This window comes from Yoonia sp. (assembly GCF_965660735.1).
GTDB lineage: Bacteria > Pseudomonadota > Alphaproteobacteria > Rhodobacterales > Rhodobacteraceae > Yoonia.
On the sequence record NZ_CBFIBD010000017.1, the window covers coordinates 33,436 to 53,891 of the forward strand.

The following is a 20,456-nucleotide window of genomic DNA, read 5'->3' on the forward strand; positions in this document are numbered from 1 at the left end:
TCACCAGTACTGGGCGACAAGTGGTGGCTTCCATTGGATTGTGTGAAAAGGTTGAAAATCAGGCGACTGCATCGGCAAATGCCGTGCGATATATCCGCGACAATTCATCTAGCGGGGCATGAAAATGTCCAAAGCTGACATTGCTGCCACCCGCCTTGCCCACGGTTGTCAGCGTCACGCCCGCACGGTTTGCCGCGATCATCAGACCTTCGGCCTGATCGAAATTACAGCCGATGAGATAGCGCGCCTGGTCTTCGCCGAATAGCGTCGGGGTGTCTTCGGCGTCGATGGACACGCCAACACCTGCGGTCTCGGCCATTTCGAAGGCGGCAAGGGCCAGCCCACCATCGGACAGATCGGTGCAAGCGGTGATCATGGTGTGGTTCTCGCGGATAAAATCGCCGTTGGCCTTTTCTGCGGCCAGATCGACAGGCGGTGCGTCGCCTTCGGACCGGCCATAAACTTCGGCCAGCAGGGCGGATTGTCCAAGATGGCCATGGGTTTCGCCCAGAACCAGCAGAACATGCCCGTCGCGCAAATGCCCGGTGATCATCTGGTCGGGGTGGCGGATGATGCCGACCGCGCCGATGGTGGGGGTGGGCAGGATACCCGTGCCGTCGGTTTCATTATAAAGTGACACGTTGCCCGAAACGATGGGCATGTCCAGTGCGATGCAAGCTGCGCCGATCCCTTTGATCGCGCCCACGAATTGCCCCATGATTTCAGGTTTTTCCGGGTTGCCAAAATTCATGTTGTCGGTCGTTGCCAATGGCGTGGCACCCACGGCGGTCAGGTTGCGATAGGCCTCCGCGACGGCCTGTTTTCCGCCCTCCAGGGGGTTGGCCTTGACGTAACGGGGGGTTACGTCGCTGGTAAAGGCAAGCGATTTATCGGTGCCATGGACCCGCACGATACCTGCACCCAGACCCGGCGTGCGCGCCGTGTCACCCATCACCTGCTGGTCGTATTGTTCATAAACCCACTGCTTGGACGCATAGTTGGGGCTGCCGATCAGGGCCCGCAGTCCGTCGATGGGTTGCACGCCGGGGACATCGCCCAGCAGATCCGGCGCAGGCGTCGGCACCCAGGGGCGGTCGTATTCCGGGGCAGACCCGGACAGCGTGGCCAGCGGCAGATCGGCCTTGATCTCATTGTGGTGCAACACGATGAACCTGTCCTCGGCGATCGTTTCGCCGACGATGGCGAAATCCAGATCCCATTTCTCGAACACGGCGCGGGCCTCGGCCTCTTTTTCGGGGCGCAGAACCATCAGCATGCGTTCCTGGCTTTCCGAAAGCATCATTTCATAGGCGGTCATGCCGTCTTCGCGCTGGGGCACGTTGTTGAGGTTGAGCTGCACGCCAAGCCCACCCTTGTCGCCCATTTCCACCGCCGAACAGGTCAGGCCGGCGGCCCCCATGTCTTGAATGGAAATCACGGCACCTGTCGCCATCAGTTCCAGCGTCGCCTCCATCAGGCGTTTTTCGGTGAAAGGGTCGCCGACCTGCACGGTGGGGCGCTTTTCCTCGATCGTGTCGTCGAATTCGGCCGATGCCATGGTGGCACCGCCGACGCCGTCACGGCCTGTCTTGGCCCCCAGATAGACGACGGGCATGCCGACGCCCGAGGCCGCAGAATAGAAAATCTTGTCTGCGTCGGCCAGACCTGCGGCAAAGGCGTTGACAAGGCAGTTGCCGTTATAGGCGGGGTCGAACCGCACCTCGCCGCCCACGGTGGGAACGCCGAAACAGTTGCCGTAACCGCCGACCCCCGAGACGACCCCGTTGACCAGCTGCCGTGTTTTCGGGTGTGAAGGTTCGCCGAACGACAGCGAATTCATCGCCGCGATAGGGCGCGCGCCCATGGTGAACACATCGCGCAGGATGCCGCCAACCCCGGTTGCCGCCCCCTGATAAGGTTCGATGTATGAAGGGTGGTTATGGCTTTCCATTTTGAAAACAACAGCTTGACCGTCGCCAATATCGACGACACCGGCGTTTTCACCGGGTCCGCAAATGACTTGCGGGCCGGTGGTGGGTAGTGTGCGCAGCCATTTCTTGGAAGATTTATAGGAACAATGTTCATTCCACATGGCCGAAAAGATACCGAGTTCCGTGAACGTCGGTTCACGTCCGATGATATCGAGGATGCGTTGGTATTCATCCGGCTTCAGACCATGTGCTGCGATCAGGTCGTCGGTGATTGCTGGTTCTGTCATACTGTCCCCCGGGTCCGTTGCCTGTTCATACAGAGCCGAAGCCAGAGGTGAAAGCCGCAATTTTGCGCAGTTTTGGCGGCGCTTCGGCCGTATGTCGGGCCAATGGCACTGGCCCGTTGGGGGCTGCAACCGATTGGGCAAAAAAAAGCCGGGCACAAGGCCCGGCAAAGTCCAACAGGGAGGTGAAAGTGATGAGCAAATATGCGCATCACCTTCGAGTGACCAGATAGGGTGCGTTTTTTGACCGTTCAAGAAAAAATAGCCTGTTTCCGACGCATGCCCGCTATGCGCTGCTTGCATGAGTGTGTCGCGAAATTTGCAAGTGACGGTCTGATTGCCTCTGTCATTCAAGTTCCATTCATAATGATTTTGGTAATCGACCCTGAACTGTTTGCCACGGCAAACGGCTGGGTCAAGAACCCGATCGGTGGAAAAATTGATGACTGGTTCAAACAAGGCATGGACGTCGGCCTGTTATGTTCATGCCGTTGGAGACAAGTATGGCTGATACCTTTTGGGCGCGCATCAATCAGGAAAGTGCGGGCAACGATGCGATCAATCTGGAAAAGGACATTGCGCCGGTCGAAATAACCTTTGTCGCAAAAGGCACTGACGGTGACACGTTTCTTGATCCCGGACTGGACCCGAATACACAGGTCTTGATCAACGGCACGCTGTATGACTTTGAATACATCGTTTACGGCACTTTGCCCAACGCCCAACAAGTGCCGGACCAGTTTGAAGGGGATGCGGTCGCCATTATTCGGGTGATCGGGTATCCGACCGCGACCGAGACCGAGCGCTTTGTCTTTCTGCCAGAGGCAAATGCGACAGAATCTGATATGGCATCATTTCAGCAGGGCAATATCTCGCCTATTCAGCCTGACGTGTTGCCGCAGGTGCCCGTTTGCTTTGCTGCTGGCACTTTGATCGAGACGCCCCGTGGTCCGGTGTTGGTGGATGATCTGCGACGGGGGGATTTGGTGATGACGGTCGATGACGGGCCGCAGCCACTGATCTGGGCCACGTCATCGCACCATGTCTGGCCCGGCAGCGACGAAAAATTCAAACCCGTCCAGATCAAGGCCGGCGCATTGGGTGACGGGTTGCCGCACTGCGATCTGATCGTGTCGCCGCAGCATCATATCCTGTTGCGCACACCGCATTGCGCGGATTCTTTCGGCCAGCCCGAGGTCATCGCCCCCGCAAAGGGCCTGACGGGGCTAGCGGGCGTCCGGCATATGAAGGGCAAGAAAGATGTCACCTATTTTCATCTGATGCTGGACAGGCACGCATTGCTTTGGGCCGGTGGGATTGCATCGGAAAGTTTCTATCCCGGTCCGACGGCGATCAAGATGCTGAACGATGCCCAGCGCGCCGCCTTGTTTGCGCTGTTTCCAGCCCTGCAAGACAACCCTGAAACGGGGTATGGTCCGACGGTGCGCCACAAGATCACGCGCCGTCAGGCGGAAACCCTTGTTAGCCAGATATCCGACAGTGCAGACACTGCACGAAAAGCAGCGTGATCAGATAGGCGAAACCGGGATTTCTGCCACTGTCGTTTCTCGTATCTTTCGGCGGTGCGCAAAGATTTCATCTTGCACGAAATCACGGAATGCGCTGATCCGCTTGGATTGGCGCAGCTCTTCTGGATAGGCCAGAAACACGGGTACTTCGCCGCTTTCCAGATCGGGCAGGACGCGGACAAGATCAGGGAAATCTTCCGTCACGTAGTCGGGCAGAACGCCGATACCCAGATTGTTCAGCACGCCCTGCAACACACCGAAATAATTGTTCACCGTGAACAGGCTGTGCACGTCATAGGTCATCAGGTGCTGCACCAGCGTGGCCCCGGCAGCCACCTGTGTGGAATTCAGGCTTTGACAGATCAGCCGATGATTGCTGATTTCCGAAATGTCATGGATTAGTCCGTTTTGCGCAATATATGTCTGCGACGCATAAAGCCGCATCCGTACCGACATCAGCCGTTTGCGGATCAGGTCGGCCTGTGATGGTTCCTTCATGCGAATGGCAACATCCGCCTCGCGCATGGGCAGGTCGAGCACGCGTTCTTCAAGCATCAGGTCGATTTTCAGATCAGGATATTTTTCATAAAGTTTCGGCAGGCGCGGGGCCAGCCAGAGGGTGCCGAACCCAGTGGTTGTCGTGACGCGCAGTTCGCCAAAGACTTCTTCTTCGCTGTCCTTGATCCTGGCGGTCGCGGCCTCCAGCCGTTTGTTCATTGATTTGGTTGCGTCGAACAGCAATTCGCCCTGTTCGGTCAGAATCAGCCCGCGCGCGTGCCGGTGAAACAGGGTGGTGTTCAGCATTTCCTCCAGCGCGCGAATTTGGCGGCTGACAGCAGATTGCGACAGATGCAGCGTGTCACCAGCGTGCGTCAGTGATCCCGCGTCCGCCACGGCGTGAAATATTCTTAGCTTGTCCCAGTCCATCTTGTGCCGCCGCCATTGTTGTTACCGCTCACATGTAAAGATCATTACGCTATTGCAGCATTTGGTTGCAAACCCCCTAACGCATTATTTTCCGCTTTGTAGGTCAGCCTTTTTGACCTATACTGTGGTAGTAATCTTACGCGCGGGGAGGTGCGAGATGGCTCATCAGGATGTTTCCCTTAATGATCGTTATGATCTTACGAAATCGCAGGTTCTGCTGAACGGTACTCAGGCGCTGGTGCGCTTGATGCTAATGCAACGGGCACGCGATGCGCAGGCGGGACTGAATACGGCAGGTTATGTCACCGGCTATCGCGGGTCGCCGCTGGGCGCTGTCGATATGCAAATGGTGCGTGCCAAGAATGTGCTGGAACCTGCGCAGGTGACATTCCAGCCCGGGTTGAACGAGGATCTGGCCGCAACCGCCCTGTGGGGTAGCCAGCAGGCGGAACTGCGCGGCGAAGGCAAATATGACGGTGTTTTCGGCCTGTGGTATGGCAAGGGCCCCGGTGTTGACCGGTCGGGCGATGTGATGCGCCACGCCAATATGGCGGGCACCAGCCCCCATGGCGGCGTGATCATGGCCATGGGCGATGACCATACCGGCGAAAGCAGCACGACGCTGCATCAATCCGACTGGGCGATGGTGGATGCCTATATGCCCATCGTATCGCCTGCGGGGGTGCAGGAAATTCTGGACTACGGCCTTTATGCCTATGCGCTGTCGCGTTACGCGGGCGTCTGGGTGGGCCTGAAAACCATGAAAGACACGATCGAGGTGACATCGGTCGTGGATGGCCACCCGCATCGTTTGTCCTTTGTGACGCCGGACATCGACCTTCCCGAGGCTGGTTTGAACATCCGCCTGATCGATACGCCGCAACTGCAAGAGGCGCGGATGATCGACCACAAGCGTTTCGCCGCCGAGGCGTTTGCCCGCGCCAACAAGATGGATCAGCGCAAATGGGGCAAACCCGGCGCGCGCATCGGTTTCGTTGCGGCGGGCAAGAACTGGCTTGATCTGCAACACGCGCTGTCGCTGCTCAATATTGATGCGGAGGAGGCCGCGCGGCTGGGGATCACAACCTACAAGGTGGGCCAGGTCTGGCCGCTGGATATGGTGTCGTTCCACGATTGGGCCGAAGGGCTGGACCTGATCGTCGTGGTCGAGGAAAAGCGCAAGCTGATCGAAGTGCAGGTAAAAGAGGCGCTTTTCGATGATCGCAAGGGCCGCCGTGTCTATGGCTGGCACAAGGGCGACGAACATTCTGCGGGCCGCCGCGAAGAGGTGTTTCCGACCAAGGCCGCACTGGACCCGATCTGGATCGCGGAAAAAATCGGCGGCATTCTGGTGGAGGAAGGCTGTGGCACCGATGGCGTGCAAGCTGGGCTTGCCGCCCTTGCTGAGGCCCGTCGCGCCGATAACGCGCCGGAACTTGCGGCGCGCTTGCCGTATTTCTGTTCTGGTTGCCCGCACAACACCTCGACCAAGGTGCCCGAAGGGTCGCGGGCCTATGCCGGGATCGGTTGTCACTACATGGTGCAGTGGATGGACCGCGACACCGTCGGTTTCACACAGATGGGCGGCGAAGGTGCCAACTGGGTGGGCGAGGCGCCGTTTTCCAGCCGCGACCATGTGTTCCAGAACCTTGGCGACGGCACCTATAATCATTCGGGCATTCAGGCCATCCGCTTTGCCTTGATGGCGGGCACCAATATCACCTACAAGATCCTCTACAACGACGCGGTCGCCATGACCGGTGGTCAGGGGAATGATGGCGGGCTGACCGCCGATCAGATCTGCCGTGAACTGCAGGCGATGGGCCTGCGCAACGTCGCACTGGTGCATGATGAAAAAGAGGGACTCGACCTGTCGGTGTTCCCTAAGGGGCTGGATATCCACGACCGCGCAGATCTGCCTGCAGTGCAGGATAAGTTTCGTAATTACAAAGGCGTGTCGGCCATAGTTTATGTGCAGACATGTGCTGCTGAAAAGCGGCGGCGCCGCAAGCGCGGCCAGTTTCCCGATCCCGACAGGCGCGTCTTCATCAACACCGACATCTGCGAGGGCTGCGGCGATTGCGGGGTGCAGTCGAATTGTGTGTCGATTGTGCCGGTCGAAACCGAACTGGGCCGCAAACGGGCGATTGACCAGTCGTCCTGCAACAAGGATTATTCCTGCGTCAACGGGTTCTGCCCGTCTTTCGTTACCGTCGAAGGCGCGAAAATCCGCAAAGAGGCAACGGCGGATGTCGAGCTGCCGGACTTGCCCGACCCCGATTTGCCGCCTATTCGCGGCACTCATAATGTCGTCATCACTGGCGTCGGTGGCACGGGTGTCGTCACCATTGGGGCCGTCATGGCGATGGCCGCGCATATGGATGGCAAGGGCGCGGGCATGATGGAAATGGCGGGCCTTGCTCAAAAGGGCGGCGCGGTTCATATCCATTGCCGGATTGCGGAAAACCCTGCTGATATCAATGCGATCCGTGTCGCAACGGGTGAATGTCATGCACTGATCGGGGGCGATCTGGTGGTGTCTGCCGGCTCCAAGACGCTGGGTTTGATGAAAACCGGCCAGACCAAGGGGGTTGTTAACAGCCACGAGATCATCACCGGCGATTTCACTCGGGACACGGCGTTCAAGCTGCCGACCGAACAGCTGGAACTGGCCCTGCAAGCGCGACTTGGCGAAGGGCTGGCGATGTTCGATGCATCGGAATTGGCCCGCGCGCTGATGGGCGACAGTATCTATTCCAACATGATGATCTTTGGTGCGGTCTGGCAGATGGGCGCGATCCCGCTCAGCTACGAGGCGATCATCGGCGCGATTGAATTGAACGGTGCGGCCGTCAATCGCAACATCCGCGCCTTCGATCTGGGCCGGTGGGCCTATCTGAACCCCGGGGAAGCAGCGGCGATCCTGACACCCAATGTCATGGCCTTGCCCAAATCGCTGGACGACAAGATCACCTATCGCGCTGAACATTTGACGGCCTATCAGGGCAAACGGATGGCAAGACGGTATCGCCGTTTTGTGGACCGGTTTCAGGATACGCCGCTGCGCGAGGCGGTGGCAAAAGGCTATCACAAGTTATTGGCATACAAGGACGAATACGAAGTCGCGCGGTTGCTGTCCGAGACACGTGCAAAGGCCGCAGCGGAATTCGACGGCGATTTAAAGCTGACATATCATCTGGCGCCGCCGATCCTGTCGAAAACCGGCCCTGACGGGCGGCCTGTCAAGCGTGGCTTTGGATCGCGCATGGCCTGGGCGTTCCCGAAACTGGCCAAGCTGAAATTCCTGCGCGGTACGCCTTTCGATCCCTTCGGGCACACCGCCGAGCGCCGGATGGAGCGCGCCCTGATCAGGCAATACGAGGCCGACATGGCCGAGGTTCTGACCATACTGCGCCCCGATACGCGTGATGCGGCCACAGCACTGGCGGCCTTGCCGCTGGACATTCGCGGCTTTGGTCCGGTCAAGGATGCCAACGCACGCAAGGCGGCCAAGCGCCGCGAGGAATTGCTGGCGGTGCTGCGTGCTGCCCCTATGCAACAGGCGGCAGAGTAAGCGGGCCGGGCGTGCAATTGTCATATGTTTGTTGCGCGCCTGTGATAATCCATCGCGAGCTTTAACGCAGGTTAAGAGACATTGCCGATGAAAGACCGCCAAGTCGCGCGCGACATTACCTATGCAAGTGCGGCCAATGGCCGTGGCGGCCGGGTGATGATCCGGGTCATGGAAAACGCCACCGGTCGGTTGAAACTGATCCGCCGGGCGCGCGGCTATGATGCCGATGTCGCGGCGGGGCAGGATTTTTGGGAAGTCATTGCAGAGCGTTACGGTCTGACGCTCGATATAATCGCAGGGTCACTTGAAAACATCCCGCGCGTCGGTCCCGTGATCGTTGTCTCGAACCACCCTTATGGAATTCTGGATGGGCTGATGATGGGCCGCATCCTGTCGCAGCGCCGCGCGGGTGATTTTCGTGTGCTGGCGCATCGGATATTTCGTCGCTCGCCTGATCTGGAACGGGTGATCCTGCCGATTTCATTCGATGACACCAAGGAAGCCGCCAAGCTGAACCTCGAAACACGGGCCGAGGCCGTGCGTTATCTGAATGCGGGCGGTGCCATCGGCATTTTCCCCGGCGGCACGGTTTCCACCTCGGCTACGCCTTTCTCGGAACCGATGGACCCCGGCTGGCGGACTTTTACTGCCAAGATGATCGCAAGATCCGACGCGGTCGTCGTGCCGGTTTTCTTTGAGGGGCGCAACAGCCGCCTGTTCCAGATCGCAAGCCACCTGCACAGCACCTTGCGGACCGGCATGTTCATTCGCGAATTCAAAACCCGCATGAACAAACCCGTTCGCGTCGTGATCGGTGATCCGATCCCGTCCGAGGTGCTGTCGGCCTATAAAAAAGACCCCAAAGGATGCATGGATTTCCTGCGCAAAGCGACGTATGACCTGAGCCCAAGCCCGGTGGACGCAAGCCACCTTGGCCACGAGTTCGAGGATAAATACAAGGTGCGCGATGGCCGTAGGGATATTCGATAGCGGTTTGGGTGGGCTGACGGTGCTGGACGCCGTGGCGGCGCGTTTGCCGGATGTGCCGCTGGTGTATCTTGGCGATAGCGCCCATGCGCCGTATGGCGTGCGGACCCCCGATGACATTTACAACCTGACCACCGCCGCCACGCAGCGCCTGTTCGATGCGGGCTGTGATCTGGTGATCCTTGCCTGCAATACGGCCAGTGCCGCTGCCCTGCGCCGCATGCAGGAAGGCTGGGTGCCGCCCGGCAAACGCGTGCTGGGGGTTTTCGTGCCGCTGATCGAGGCGCTGACCGAACGGCAATGGGGTGACAATTCCCCCCCGCGAGAGGTCGCTGCGAAACATGTTGCGCTGTTCGCAACACCTGCCACCGTTTCCAGCCGCGCGTTCCAGCGCGAACTGGCGTTTCGTGCCATCGGTGTTGATGTCGAGGCGCAGGCCTGCGGTGGCGTGGTGGATGCCATTGAAGACGGCGATATGATTCTGGCGGATGCGCTGGTGCGCAGCCATGTCGATGCGCTGCGCCGCAAGATGCCGGAACCCGATGCCGCCGTGCTGGGCTGCACGCATTATCCGCTGATGGCAGAGGTATTTCAGGATGCACTTGGCCCTGACGTAAAGGTGTTCAGCCAGGCCAATCTGGTTGCAGAAAGCCTTGCAGATTATCTGGCGCGACATCCACAGATGATCGGACCGGGGACCGACAGCGCGTTTCTGACCACCGGCGATCCCAAGCGGGTGTCATCGCGTGCCACGCAATTCCTGCGACGCCAGATCACCTTTCAAGCTGCCTGATTGCGCATCCCCGCGCATTTGCCTAAATTTCACCCCAAGGGGGATTTTTCCATGACCCATAACGTCGCCATTCTGGGGGCATCCGGTTACACCGGGGCCGAACTGGTCCGGTTGATCGCCACGCACCCCGGCCTGCAAATCGTGGGCTTGTCGGGCCATTCCAAGGCCGGCATGACCATGGCCGAAGTTTTCCCGCATCTGCGCCATCTCAAGCTGCCTGCGCTGACCACAATAGAGGAGATGTCGTTTGATGATGTCGATCTGGTGTTCTGCGCTTTGCCGCATGCCACATCTCAGGCCGTGATCGCCGGATTGCCGGCGCATTTGAAAATCGTCGATCTGTCTGCTGATTTCCGGCTGCGCGATCCGGCGGAATATGAAAAATGGTATGGCAAACCCCATGCCGCACCCGAATTGCAGAAAGAGGCTGTGTATGGCCTGACCGAATTCTACCGCGACCAGATCAAGGGTGCGCGGCTGGTGGCGGGCACGGGGTGCAATGCCGCGACAGGCCAGTATGCGTTGCGCCCGTTGATCGCGGCAGGCGTCATTGATCTGGATCAGATCATCATTGATCTGCTTGCGGCAGTATCGGGGGCAGGGCGCAGTCTGAAGGAAAATCTGCTGCATGCGGAGTTGTCGGAAGGCGCGCATGCCTATGCCGTGGGTGGCACGCATCGCCATCTGGGTGAGTTTGACCAAGAGTTTTCGGCCATCGCGGGCCGTCCGGTGCAAATACAGTTCACGCCGCATCTGATACCGGCCAACCGCGGCATTTTGGCCACCACCTATGTGCAAGGGGATGCACAGGTCATATATGAGACGCTGGTCGCAGCCTATGCGGCGGAACCATTCATAGAGGTGTTACCGATGGGACAGCATCCATCTATCAAACATATCCGCGGGTCCAACTTCTGCCATATCGGCGTGGTCGTTGACCGGGTGCCTGGGCGGGCGATGGTCATCGCCGCCCTCGATAATCTGACCAAAGGATCATCGGGGCAGGCGTTGCAGAACGCCAACCTGATGCTGGGCCGTCCCGAAACAGAGGGCCTGATGCTGGCGCCGGTGTTTCCATGAGCGGATTGAAGAACCTCAAGAAACGCCGCCGCATCCAGGTGATGTCGATCGCGGGTGTTTGCGTGGCATTGGTGCTGGTGCTTCTGGCGCTGTTGCCCAAGGACAGTTTCCAGTTCTTCCGCTCGCCCTCTGAAGTAGCCGAGGCGCCGCCGCCGCCGGCGGAACGGTTCCGCATTGGCGGGCTGGTCGCCCAAGGGTCGATCGTGCGCGGGCAGGGCGAGCAGATCAGCTTTGCCGTGACAGATGGCGGCGCAACGATTCCTGTTGTCTATTCTGGGATACTGCCCGATCTCTTTTCCGAAAACGAAGGTGTCGTGGCACAGGGGCATTACGTGAACGGACGCTTTGAAGCGGTTGAAATCCTTGCGAAACATGATGAAACTTACATGCCAAAGGAAGTGATTGATGCGCTCAAGGCGCAGGGCACCTATGTGGCACCGGACGCTGCGGCGATGACGAATTAACGATTTTGGCGCAGCCTTTGTGTTTGACCGACACGAGGGCTGCACATGCAGGACATCATCGAAATTGCGACCGCCATCATCGCCCGCGAGGGTGGTTATGTGAATGACCCTGATGATCCCGGGGGGGCGACGAAATACGGGGTCACCGTCCACACCATGCGCAGGCTTGGTCTTGATCTGACCGGCGACAGTCAGGTTGATGCGGCTGATGTAAAGGTGCTGACCCGCGCGCGCGCTGTGTCGATCTTTGTCGACCATTATTTTCGCCGACCGGGAATTGATCGGCTGCCTGCGCCGCTTCAGGCATCGGTGTTTGACATGTATGTCAACGCGGGGGGCAATGCGGTGAAAATCCTGCAACGGCTGCTAGGGGACATGCGCATCCCTGTCACAGTCGATGGGGTGATCGGACCTGAAACGATTGCCGCAACACAAAAGGCGATGCAGGCCGCCCCCGATCACCTGGTGGACGCCTATGGAATTGCGCGCCGCAACTATTATTACGATCTGGCGGACCGGCGGGCGAACAGCCGCAAATACGCCCGCAGGCGTGATGGCGGCAAGGGCGGCTGGATTGCAAGGGCCGAGGAATTCATCGCCCCGCGCTATCACCTGACAGCGGCGCAACACCGGCAAAGGACAGCACGATGGGATTGATCACGGGGTTGATGACGTTCCTTTTTGGCGATGGACGCAATGTGGTGGCCGAAACCGCCAATGTCTTTCGCCAGAATGCGGAAAAAGCGGCGGTGCGCGCCGCCGATGCGCGCGGCGACAGTTTGCAACAATTTGCGGCTGAGTTCGCGCACGCCCAAAGGGGTCTTTTTGATCGTTTCGTGGATGGGCTGAACCGGTTGCCGCGCCCGATGCTGGCGTTGGGGACGATCTGGCTGTTTGTGACTGCGATACAGGACCCCGCTACCTTTGCGCACGGCATGGAAGGGCTTGCGCTGGTGCCCGAACCGCTCTGGTGGCTGATGGGGGCCATTGTCAGTTTCTATTTTGGCGCGCGGCACCAGACCAAGGGGCAAGAGTTTCAACGGTCTGTTGCGCATAGCCTTTTGATGGCGCAGCACCTGACTGCACCCGATACCAACGTGCTGGCCGACAACCCCGCCTTGCAGGAGTGGCAGAATGGAAAATAACCTGACTGATCAATTTGAACGCCGGTTGGCCGCGCTGGAAACCCGCAATGCGGTGGACGCGGTGCATCGCGATAACGTATCGGACCGGCTGGGCGCGATCGAGGACACGCTGAAATGGCTCGTGCGGCTGATCATCGGCGGATTGCTGATGGCCGGGTTGACGTATGTGGTGCAGGGCGGGTTCATGCGGTGAGCGTAAAAAACGGCAGGCAGCGTCAAAATGTATCGCTGATTTGATCAACAGACCATGTTGCTTGCTCATGCATTGGGTTATGATGTGTCATGTTGATAGAACTCGGACACTTCGCACTGATTCTGGCTTTTGGCATCGCCATTGCGCAGATGATTGTGCCCATGGTTGGGGCCCATAAAGGCAACGCAGCATGGATGGCCGTGGCAGAACCTGCCGCGATAACGCAATTTCTTCTGGTTGGTTTTTCCTTTGCCGCGCTGACGTGGGCCTTCGTGACCTCGGATTTCTCGGTGCAACTGGTCTATGCCAATTCACACACCGACAAGCCGATGATTTACAAGATCAGCGGCGTCTGGGGCAATCACGAAGGATCCATGCTGTTGTGGATGCTGACGCTGACGCTGTTCGGGGCCATGGCTGCCTGGTTCGGGGGTAATCTGCCGATGCGGCTGCGTGCGCGGGTGCTGGCGGTGCAGGCGTCTATCGGGGTAGCGTTTTTTGCCTTTATCCTGTTCACCTCGAACCCGTTCTTGCGGCTGGCAGAGCCGCCCTTGAACGGGCGTGACCTGAACCCGCTTTTGCAAGACCCCGGTTTGGCGTTTCACCCGCCGTTCCTGTATCTGGGCTATGTGGGCCTCAGCATGGCGTTTTCCTTTGCTGTTGCGGCCCTGATCGAAGGCCGAGTAGATGCCGCATGGGGGCGCTGGGTGCGGCCGTGGACCCTTGCCGCCTGGATGTTCCTGACCATCGGTATCGCGCTGGGATCATGGTGGGCCTATTACGAATTGGGCTGGGGCGGTTTCTGGTTCTGGGATCCGGTTGAAAACGCGTCCTTCATGCCGTGGTTGATTGCGACTGCACTATTGCATTCCGCCATCGTCGTGGAAAAACGCGAAGCGTTGAAAAGTTGGACCATCCTGCTGGCAATCCTTGCCTTTGGGTTTTCGCTGTTGGGCACATTCATTGTCCGCTCGGGCGTGCTGACGTCGGTGCATGCCTTTGCCAATGATCCTGAACGTGGCGTATTCATTCTCATGATCCTTGGCGTCTTTCTGGGCGGGTCGCTGACGCTTTATGCCGCGCGGGCCGGGGTGATGCAGGCACAGGGGGTTTTCTCGACTGTCAGCCGTGAATCGGCCCTGATCCTGAATAACGTCCTGTTGGCTGTCAGCGCCTTTGTCGTGTTCATCGGCACGGTCTGGCCCTTGGTGGCAGAAATGGTGTTCGGTCGCACGCTATCTGTCGGGCCGCCGTTCTTTGATGCGGCGTTTACGCCATTCATGGTGGCTCTGGCGATCATCCTTCCTCTGGGGTCGATGTTGGCATGGAAACGCGGCACGCTGGGCCGGGCCACGAAACCGCTGATGCCATGGCTGGTCTTGGCTGTGGCGCTTGGCGCGCTCGCCTTTGCGATCCAAAGCGGTCGTTCGGCACTGGGACCGATCGGCGTGGCCCTTGGTGTCTGGGTTGTCGGTGGCGCGATTGCGGACCTGTGGATGCGCGCGGGGCGCGAAGGTTTGGTCACGCGGTTGCGCCGGATCGCACGGCTGCCCCGTGCGGACTGGGGCAAGGCCGTGGCCCACATTGGTATGGGGGTCACCATCTTCGGCATTGCCGCCATGCTGGCGTGGCAAAAAGAGGACATCCGTATCGCCCAGATCGACGATCGCTGGTCGGTTGGCCAGTTTGAATTCACCCTTGATGAGGTCAGACAGGTCAATGGGCCGAACTATGTCACCACCATGGCGGATATGGGTATCTGGCGCGGCGACACACGTCTTGCGACGCTGAGCCCTGAAAAAAGGTTCTATCCCGTCGCAAACATGCCCACGACCGAGGCGGCTATTCGGAATGGTATCCTACGCGATATTTATGTGGTGATCGGTGATCCACAGGCGCAGGGCGGCTATGCGGTGCGGGTTTATGTCAAACCGTTTGCCAACTGGATCTGGGGTGGCGCAATTCTGATGGCGCTTGGCGGCATCTTCTCGCTGTCTGACCGGCGACTGCGGGTTGGTGCGGCAGCTGCCAAAATGCCCAAGGCGGTCCCTGCAGAATGAAACGCTTGGTCCTTTTGCTCATGTTTCTCGCTGCACCTCTCTGGGCGGTTGAACCGGCCGAAATGCTGGATGATCCAGCCTTGGAAGAGCGCGCGCGTGCGATTTCGCAGGGCCTGCGCTGCCCTGTCTGCCGGAACGAAAGCATTGACGAAAGCAATGCCAGCCTTTCCAAAGAGTTGCGGATCGTGCTGCGCGAACGGATCATGGCGGGCGACACCGACCAGCAGGCCGTCGATTTCATGGTCGCGCGTTACGGCGAATATGTGCTGCTGCGCCCCGATGCCCGCGGCGCAAACCTGATCTTGTGGCTGGCAGCCCCGGGGATGCTGTTGATCGCGCTGGGTGTCGGCTGGGCAACGATCAGACGGCGGAACACCACAGTTCCCGCCCTGACGGATGGCGAAAAAGCAGAATTAGACGAAATTTTGCGGTCCTGACGTATCGTTCCCCTTTCCTGAACCGAACAGTTCATTAGGGTGTTGGCAACGCACCAAAAAGGACGACGCGCATGGACTATCAGGCCATTACCCTTGTGATCCGCAATTCAGTTGCCGTGATCACACTTAACCGCCCCGCGCTGATGAATGCGCTGAATACGCAGATGCGTGCCGAGATCACCCACGCGGTGAAATCTGCGGAAAAAGAAGCCCGCGTCCTGATCATGACCGGCGCAGGAAAATCCTTTTGCTCGGGGCAGGACCTGGGCGATGCGGGTTCTGCGGCATCGCTTGATCTGGAGCGGACCTTGCGTGATGAATACGTGCCGATGCTCAAGGCGATATTCGACTGTCGCATACCGACGATTGCCGCCGTGAACGGTGCGGCAGCCGGGGCAGGGGCAAATCTGGCGCTGGCATGCGATGTGGTCATCGCTTCAGATGCTGCATATTTCGTGCAAGCCTTCACCCGGATCGGCCTGATCCCCGATGCCGGTGGAACATACTGGCTACCGCGCCAGATGGGGGCGGCACGGGCGATGGGGGCGGCATTGTTCGCAGACAAGATTACCGCGCGTCAGGCCGCTGACTGGGGCATGATCTATGAAACAGTGCCGGATGAGGATTTCCTCGAGCATGTGCAGCAGCGCGGCGCGCATTTGGCCCAAGGGCCAACAGTTGCGTATCGGCAGTTGAAAAAGGCGATCCGTGCCTCTTTCGATAATGATTTGGACGCACAGCTGGCGCTCGAGGCGAAACTTCAGGGGCGCTGCGGGCAGACTCGCGATTTTCAGGAAGGTGTCGTGGCGTTTCTGGAAAAGCGGCCCGCGCGCTATGAAGGGCGCTGAAATGCCAGATAGACGCTGTCCGACCAGACCCCGTTGATGAAAAAGGTGCGCGCCGCGCGGTGGGTTTCGAGAAATCCAAGGTTTCTCAACAGGCCAAGGGATGCCGTGTTTTCAGGATCAACGTCAGCCGTAAGGCGGGCATGTGCTGTCACCTCCCATAAATGCGGGATGATCGCGCGCATCGCCTCTGTCAGGATACCCTGCCGCCAATAATCCGGGTGCAGCATAAAGCCGACTTCATCCTTGTGGTGGTTTCCGGCGCTGCCAATATAGCGGCCATCCAGCGTGATCTGGAAATAGACCTGCGCCTTGGCCCATGCGGCCATATGTTGATCCAGAATACGCTGCGTGACCGACTTGTCGGCATGTGGCGCGGTTGACCAGAACCGCATGGCACACGGGTCGCTGTAGTTGTCAAACATCCCGTCAATATCACCGGCCTGCGGACCGCGCAGAACTAGCCGCCTTGTTGTTAATTCCATTAGCTTACCTGTGATCCTAAACGAAATGGACCGCCCAAAGGCGGTCCTGCATTTCATCGTTTTTCGATATCCACGTAGTCGCGGGCGGTTTCGCCCAGATACAATTGCCGTGGTCGGCCGATTTTCAACTGTGGATCGGCAAGCTGCTCTTTCCATTGTGAAATCCAGCCAACTGTCCGGGCCAAAGCAAAGATCGGCGTGAACATGGACGTTGGGAAACCCATCGCCTCAAGAATGATCCCCGAATAAAAATCGACGTTCGGGAATAGTTTCTTGTCGGCGAAATACGGATCGGCAAGCGCCTGTTTTTCAAGCTCTTTTGCGACCTGAAGGATCGGGTTGTTTTCCACACCCATAAGATCCAGAACCTCGTCCGCGGACTGTTTCATCACAGTCGCGCGGGGGTCAAAGTTCTTGTAAACGCGGTGGCCGAACCCCATCAGACGATAGGGGTCGTCCTTGTCCTTGGCGCGGGCAATGAATTCGGGAATCCGGTCAGGCGTGCCAATTTCCTTGAGCATCTCCAGACAGGCCTGGTTTGCACCGCCGTGCGCAGGCCCCCAAAGGCAGGCGATACCGGCAGCGATACAAGCGAAGGGGTTGGCACCCGAAGACGACGCCAATCGCACCGTCGAGGTTGACGCGTTCTGCTCGTGGTCCGCATGCAGCGTAAAGATCCGGTCCATGGCGCGGGCCAGAATTGGGTTGACGTGATATTCTTCCGCCGGGACGGCGAAACACATGTGCAGGAAATTTGCAGCGTAATCCAGATCGTTGCGCGGATAAACGAAAGGCTGTCCGATGGAATATTTATAGGCCATCGCTGCAATTGTCGGCATCTTTGCAATCAGGCGGATCGACGCAACTTCGCGTTGGTGTTCGTCGTTGATATCGGTGCTGTCGTGATAGAAAGCAGACATCGCGCCGACCACGCCAACCATTGTCGCCATCGGGTGCGCATCACGCCGGAACCCACGAAAGAAGTTGTGCATCTGTTCATGAATCATCGTGTGGTTGGTCACGAGGGATTCGAATTTTTCCAGTTCTTCCGCTGAAGGCAATTCACCATAAAGCAGCAGATAGCACACCTCGAGGTAATGCGACTGGCTGGCAAGCTGGTCAATCGGATAGCCCCGGTGCAGCAATTCGCCCTTGGCGCCGTCGATAAAGGTGATCGTGCTGTCGCACGCGGCGGTCGAGGTGAAACCGGGATCATAAGTGAAAACATCAGCCTGCGCGTAAAGTTTGCGGATGTCGATCACTTCGGGCCCGGTTGTGGGCGTGTGAATCGGCAACTCATAGCTTTTGCCGTGGATGGTTAGCGTCGCGGTTCCAGTATCTTCTGCCATCTGTATTCCCCTGTTGGCCGCGCACAATTCTTGCACAGGCGGCACGTCTTAAGTCGTCTGCGTCCAGCTACCTGCAATTCGTAACGAATTGGTTTCAGGCGCTGGCATCCTGTAGCCGAGCGATCGTTTCAGTCTGCCCCAGGACCAACATCATGTCGAACACGCTTGGTGATACCGCGCGTCCTGCAAGCGCCGCCCGTAGCGGCCCGGCGAGCTTGCCCAACTTCATGTCATGAGCTTCGGCAACAGACGCAACGACCCCTTCGAGAGTGTCACGGTTCCAGCTAGCATTTTGCAGCTGCGGCGTCAATTCACGCAGTATACCACGGGATACATCTGTAAGCTGTGCAGCTGCCTTTTCGTCTGGCACTACAGGGCGCGGTGTCAGCACAAAATGTGCCTTTTCAAGAAGTTCAGGGAATGTCTTGGCCCGCTCTTTCAGGCAATACATGGCCCTTAGCATCCCGTCAGCCTGTGTGTCGGTCAGGGGTTCGGCCCCGGTTACCGCTAGGTAATCCTGCAATTCACGCAGCAGTGCAGCATCATCCGCTGCGGCGATATGCTGGCCACAGATATGTTCCAGTTTCTTGAAATCGAACCGTGCGGGCGACTTGCCGATTCCGTCTAGGTCGAACCATGCCTTGGCCTGTTCATCGGTAAAGAATTCATCGTCGCCATGGCTCCAGCCGAGCCGGGCCAGATAATTGCGCATGCCTGCCGCCGGATACCCCAGGGCCTGATATTCCGCAGCACCCGTCGCGCCGTGCCGTTTCGAGAGTTTCTTGCCGTCGGGGCCATAGATCAGCGGGATATGCGCCAGAACGGGCTTGGCCCAGTCCATTGCTTCGTAGATCAGGTTTTGCCGGAATGCGTTGGCCAGATGGTCATCGCCCCGGATTACATGGGTCACGCCCATATCGTGATCGTCCACGACGACGGCCAGCATATAAACCGGGCTGCCATCCGACCGCAGCAGAATCATGTCGTCCAGCTGGTCGTTGGACCATGTCACATCGCCCTGCACCGCGTCATGCAGGGTCGTGGTGCCTGTGCGCGGCGCCTTCAGGCGCACGACATAGGGCAGGTCTGGGTGTTCCGCGTCCGGCACGTCGCGCCAGGGGGATTGAAACAAGGTTGATGCCTTGGTGGCGCGCGCCTGTTCGCGGAACGCCTCGATTTCGTCCTGCGTGCTGTAACATTTATAGGCGTGGCCACTCGCCAGCATCTGATGCGCGACTTCGGCGTGGCGGTCGGCGCGGGCGGCCTGGCTGGTCGGTTCACCGTCCCAGTCAAGGCCAAGCCAGCGCAGCCCGTCAAGGATGGCCTGTTTGTTTTCCTCGGTCGATCGGGCGCGGTCGGTGTCTTCGATGCGCAACAAGAAGGTGCCGCCATGCCCCCGTGCATAAAGCCAGTTGAACAGGGCGGTGCGCGCGCCGCCGATATGCAGGGCACCGGTGGGTGAGGGGGCGAAACGTGTGACGACGGACATGCGATGTTAACCTTTCGCTAATCAGTTTTCCCCAAGACTGGGGCTTGGGCCGGGGATACTAAGCCAAGGGGCGAAGAACAAGTGCGTGCCGTGATGACAGACGCGCTGTTGGCGCAACGGGGCGCGATGATCGGTTGGGTGCCGGTGTGCCTTGGGATTGGGATCGGCGGCTATTTCTCTCTGCCGGCAGAACCGGGGGCGATGGTGTTTGCGTCCTTGGGGCTGGCCTTGCCGGGGCTTTGGGCCCTGTCCCGGATGGTGCATGTGGCATACGCGCCTTTGTTTTTGGCACTGATCCTTGTGATGACGGGCACCGGGTTGGCAAAATGGCGCGCCCAAGACGTTACTGCTCCGGTGCTTGGTTTCCGCTATTACGGCCCGATCGAAGGTCGCATCGTGAATATCGACCGCTCTGCCAGCGATGCACCCCGGCTGACGCTGGACAGGGTTGTGCTGGCAGACATGTCGCCCGGCCGCACACCGGCACGGGTGCGGGTATCTGTTCACGGCGAACAGGTGATCAAGGATTACCGCCCGGGCGAGACATTGATCATGACCGGCCATCTGTCGCCGCCGGCGGGCCCGGCCGAACCCGGTGGCTTTGATTTCCAGCGCCACGCGTGGTTCATGCAGTTGGGGGCTGTGGGGTATACCCGCACCCCGGCATTGCGGCTGGCAGACCCGATGCGCACAGGATGGGCGATGCGTATCTTTTCCCTGCGCATGACGATATCGGCGGCGGTGCAACGCGCGATGCCGGGGGAAACGGGGGCCTTTGCCGCCGCGATCATGACCGGTGACCGATCGGCCATGGGTCAGGATACGCTATCAGACCTGCGCGCGGCGAACCTTGCGCATCTTCTGGCGATTTCGGGGCTGCATAT

Annotated in this window: 18 protein-coding genes; 13 read left to right on the forward strand and 5 right to left on the reverse strand. The window is 59.0% G+C overall.

What is annotated here, in order from left to right; all coding sequences use genetic code 11:
• Positions 1–58: 58 nt before the first annotated feature.
• Positions 59–2,218, reverse strand: a complete 2,160-nt coding sequence (gene purL, locus ACTG4B_RS08300) for a phosphoribosylformylglycinamidine synthase subunit PurL (RefSeq protein ID WP_439155227.1) — start codon at positions 2,216–2,218, stop codon at positions 59–61.
• Between the two features lie 500 nt (positions 2,219–2,718).
• Between purL and ACTG4B_RS08305 the strand changes: the two genes are divergently transcribed.
• Positions 2,719–3,744, forward strand: coding sequence for a Hint domain-containing protein (locus ACTG4B_RS08305; RefSeq protein ID WP_439155228.1), 1,026 nt, complete (start codon positions 2,719–2,721; stop codon positions 3,742–3,744).
• Here the strand turns inward: ACTG4B_RS08305 and ACTG4B_RS08310 are convergent, their stop codons facing one another.
• Positions 3,745–4,671, reverse strand: a complete 927-nt coding sequence (locus ACTG4B_RS08310; RefSeq protein WP_439155229.1) for a LysR family transcriptional regulator — start codon at positions 4,669–4,671, stop codon at positions 3,745–3,747.
• Between the two features lie 157 nt (positions 4,672–4,828).
• Here ACTG4B_RS08310 and ACTG4B_RS08315 point away from each other — a divergent pair, with 157 nt between their 5' ends.
• The 11 genes from ACTG4B_RS08315 (at position 4,829) to ACTG4B_RS08365 (ending at position 16,252) form a co-directional block, all read left to right on the forward strand.
• Positions 4,829–8,245, forward strand: a complete 3,417-nt coding sequence (locus tag ACTG4B_RS08315) for an indolepyruvate ferredoxin oxidoreductase family protein (RefSeq protein WP_439155230.1) — start codon at positions 4,829–4,831, stop codon at positions 8,243–8,245.
• A gap of 87 nt (positions 8,246–8,332) precedes the next feature.
• Complete coding sequence (locus ACTG4B_RS08320) at positions 8,333–9,235, forward strand: lysophospholipid acyltransferase family protein (RefSeq protein WP_439155231.1); 903 nt, start codon at positions 8,333–8,335, stop codon at positions 9,233–9,235.
• Positions 9,213–10,025, forward strand: coding sequence for a glutamate racemase (locus tag ACTG4B_RS08325; protein WP_439155232.1), 813 nt, complete (start codon positions 9,213–9,215; stop codon positions 10,023–10,025). Before ACTG4B_RS08320 ends, ACTG4B_RS08325 begins: the two co-directional genes overlap by 23 nt.
• 51 nt (positions 10,026–10,076) lie before the next feature.
• Positions 10,077–11,105, forward strand: a complete 1,029-nt coding sequence (argC, locus tag ACTG4B_RS08330) for an N-acetyl-gamma-glutamyl-phosphate reductase (protein WP_439155233.1) — start codon at positions 10,077–10,079, stop codon at positions 11,103–11,105.
• Entirely contained in the window at positions 11,102–11,569 is a 468-nt protein-coding gene (ccmE, locus tag ACTG4B_RS08335; protein ID WP_439155234.1) for a cytochrome c maturation protein CcmE, read from the forward strand. The genes argC and ccmE overlap by 4 nt, the downstream gene beginning before the upstream one ends.
• Positions 11,570–11,614: 45 nt before the next feature.
• Entirely contained in the window at positions 11,615–12,226 is a 612-nt protein-coding gene (locus ACTG4B_RS08340; RefSeq protein WP_439155235.1) for a holin-associated N-acetylmuramidase, read from the forward strand.
• The gene (locus tag ACTG4B_RS08345; protein ID WP_439155236.1) at positions 12,217–12,714 is read left to right on the forward strand and encodes a holin family protein; all 498 of its coding nucleotides are present in this window, start codon (positions 12,217–12,219) and stop codon (positions 12,712–12,714) included. Before ACTG4B_RS08340 ends, ACTG4B_RS08345 begins: the two co-directional genes overlap by 10 nt.
• A complete protein-coding gene (locus ACTG4B_RS08350; RefSeq protein WP_439155237.1) occupies positions 12,704–12,907 on the forward strand; it encodes a pseudouridine synthase in 204 nt (67 codons plus the stop codon). The genes ACTG4B_RS08345 and ACTG4B_RS08350 overlap by 11 nt, the downstream gene beginning before the upstream one ends.
• An 89-nt stretch (positions 12,908–12,996) precedes the next feature.
• Complete coding sequence (locus ACTG4B_RS08355) at positions 12,997–14,967, forward strand: heme lyase CcmF/NrfE family subunit (protein ID WP_439155238.1); 1,971 nt, start codon at positions 12,997–12,999, stop codon at positions 14,965–14,967.
• Complete coding sequence (locus ACTG4B_RS08360; RefSeq protein ID WP_439155239.1) at positions 14,964–15,404, forward strand: cytochrome c-type biogenesis protein; 441 nt, start codon at positions 14,964–14,966, stop codon at positions 15,402–15,404. Before ACTG4B_RS08355 ends, ACTG4B_RS08360 begins: the two co-directional genes overlap by 4 nt.
• A gap of 71 nt (positions 15,405–15,475) precedes the next feature.
• Complete coding sequence (locus ACTG4B_RS08365; RefSeq protein WP_439155240.1) at positions 15,476–16,252, forward strand: enoyl-CoA hydratase-related protein; 777 nt, start codon at positions 15,476–15,478, stop codon at positions 16,250–16,252.
• Here ACTG4B_RS08365 and ACTG4B_RS08370 read toward each other — a convergent pair.
• The 3 genes from ACTG4B_RS08370 to gltX form a co-directional block, all read right to left on the reverse strand.
• Entirely contained in the window at positions 16,237–16,734 is a 498-nt protein-coding gene (locus ACTG4B_RS08370; protein WP_439155241.1) for a GNAT family N-acetyltransferase, read from the reverse strand. The genes ACTG4B_RS08365 and ACTG4B_RS08370 overlap by 16 nt on opposite strands.
• Before the next feature lie 53 nt (positions 16,735–16,787).
• Complete coding sequence (locus ACTG4B_RS08375; RefSeq protein WP_439155242.1) at positions 16,788–18,083, reverse strand: citrate synthase; 1,296 nt, start codon at positions 18,081–18,083, stop codon at positions 16,788–16,790.
• A 94-nt stretch (positions 18,084–18,177) separates the two neighbouring features.
• Positions 18,178–19,572: a glutamate--tRNA ligase gene (gene gltX, locus ACTG4B_RS08380; protein WP_439155243.1), complete on the reverse strand. Its 1,395-nt coding sequence runs from the start codon at positions 19,570–19,572 to the stop codon at positions 18,178–18,180.
• Between the two features lie 93 nt (positions 19,573–19,665).
• Here gltX and ACTG4B_RS08385 point away from each other — a divergent pair.
• Positions 19,666–20,456: ComEC/Rec2 family competence protein (locus tag ACTG4B_RS08385; protein ID WP_439155244.1), on the forward strand; the 791-nt coding region annotated here is incomplete at its 3' end.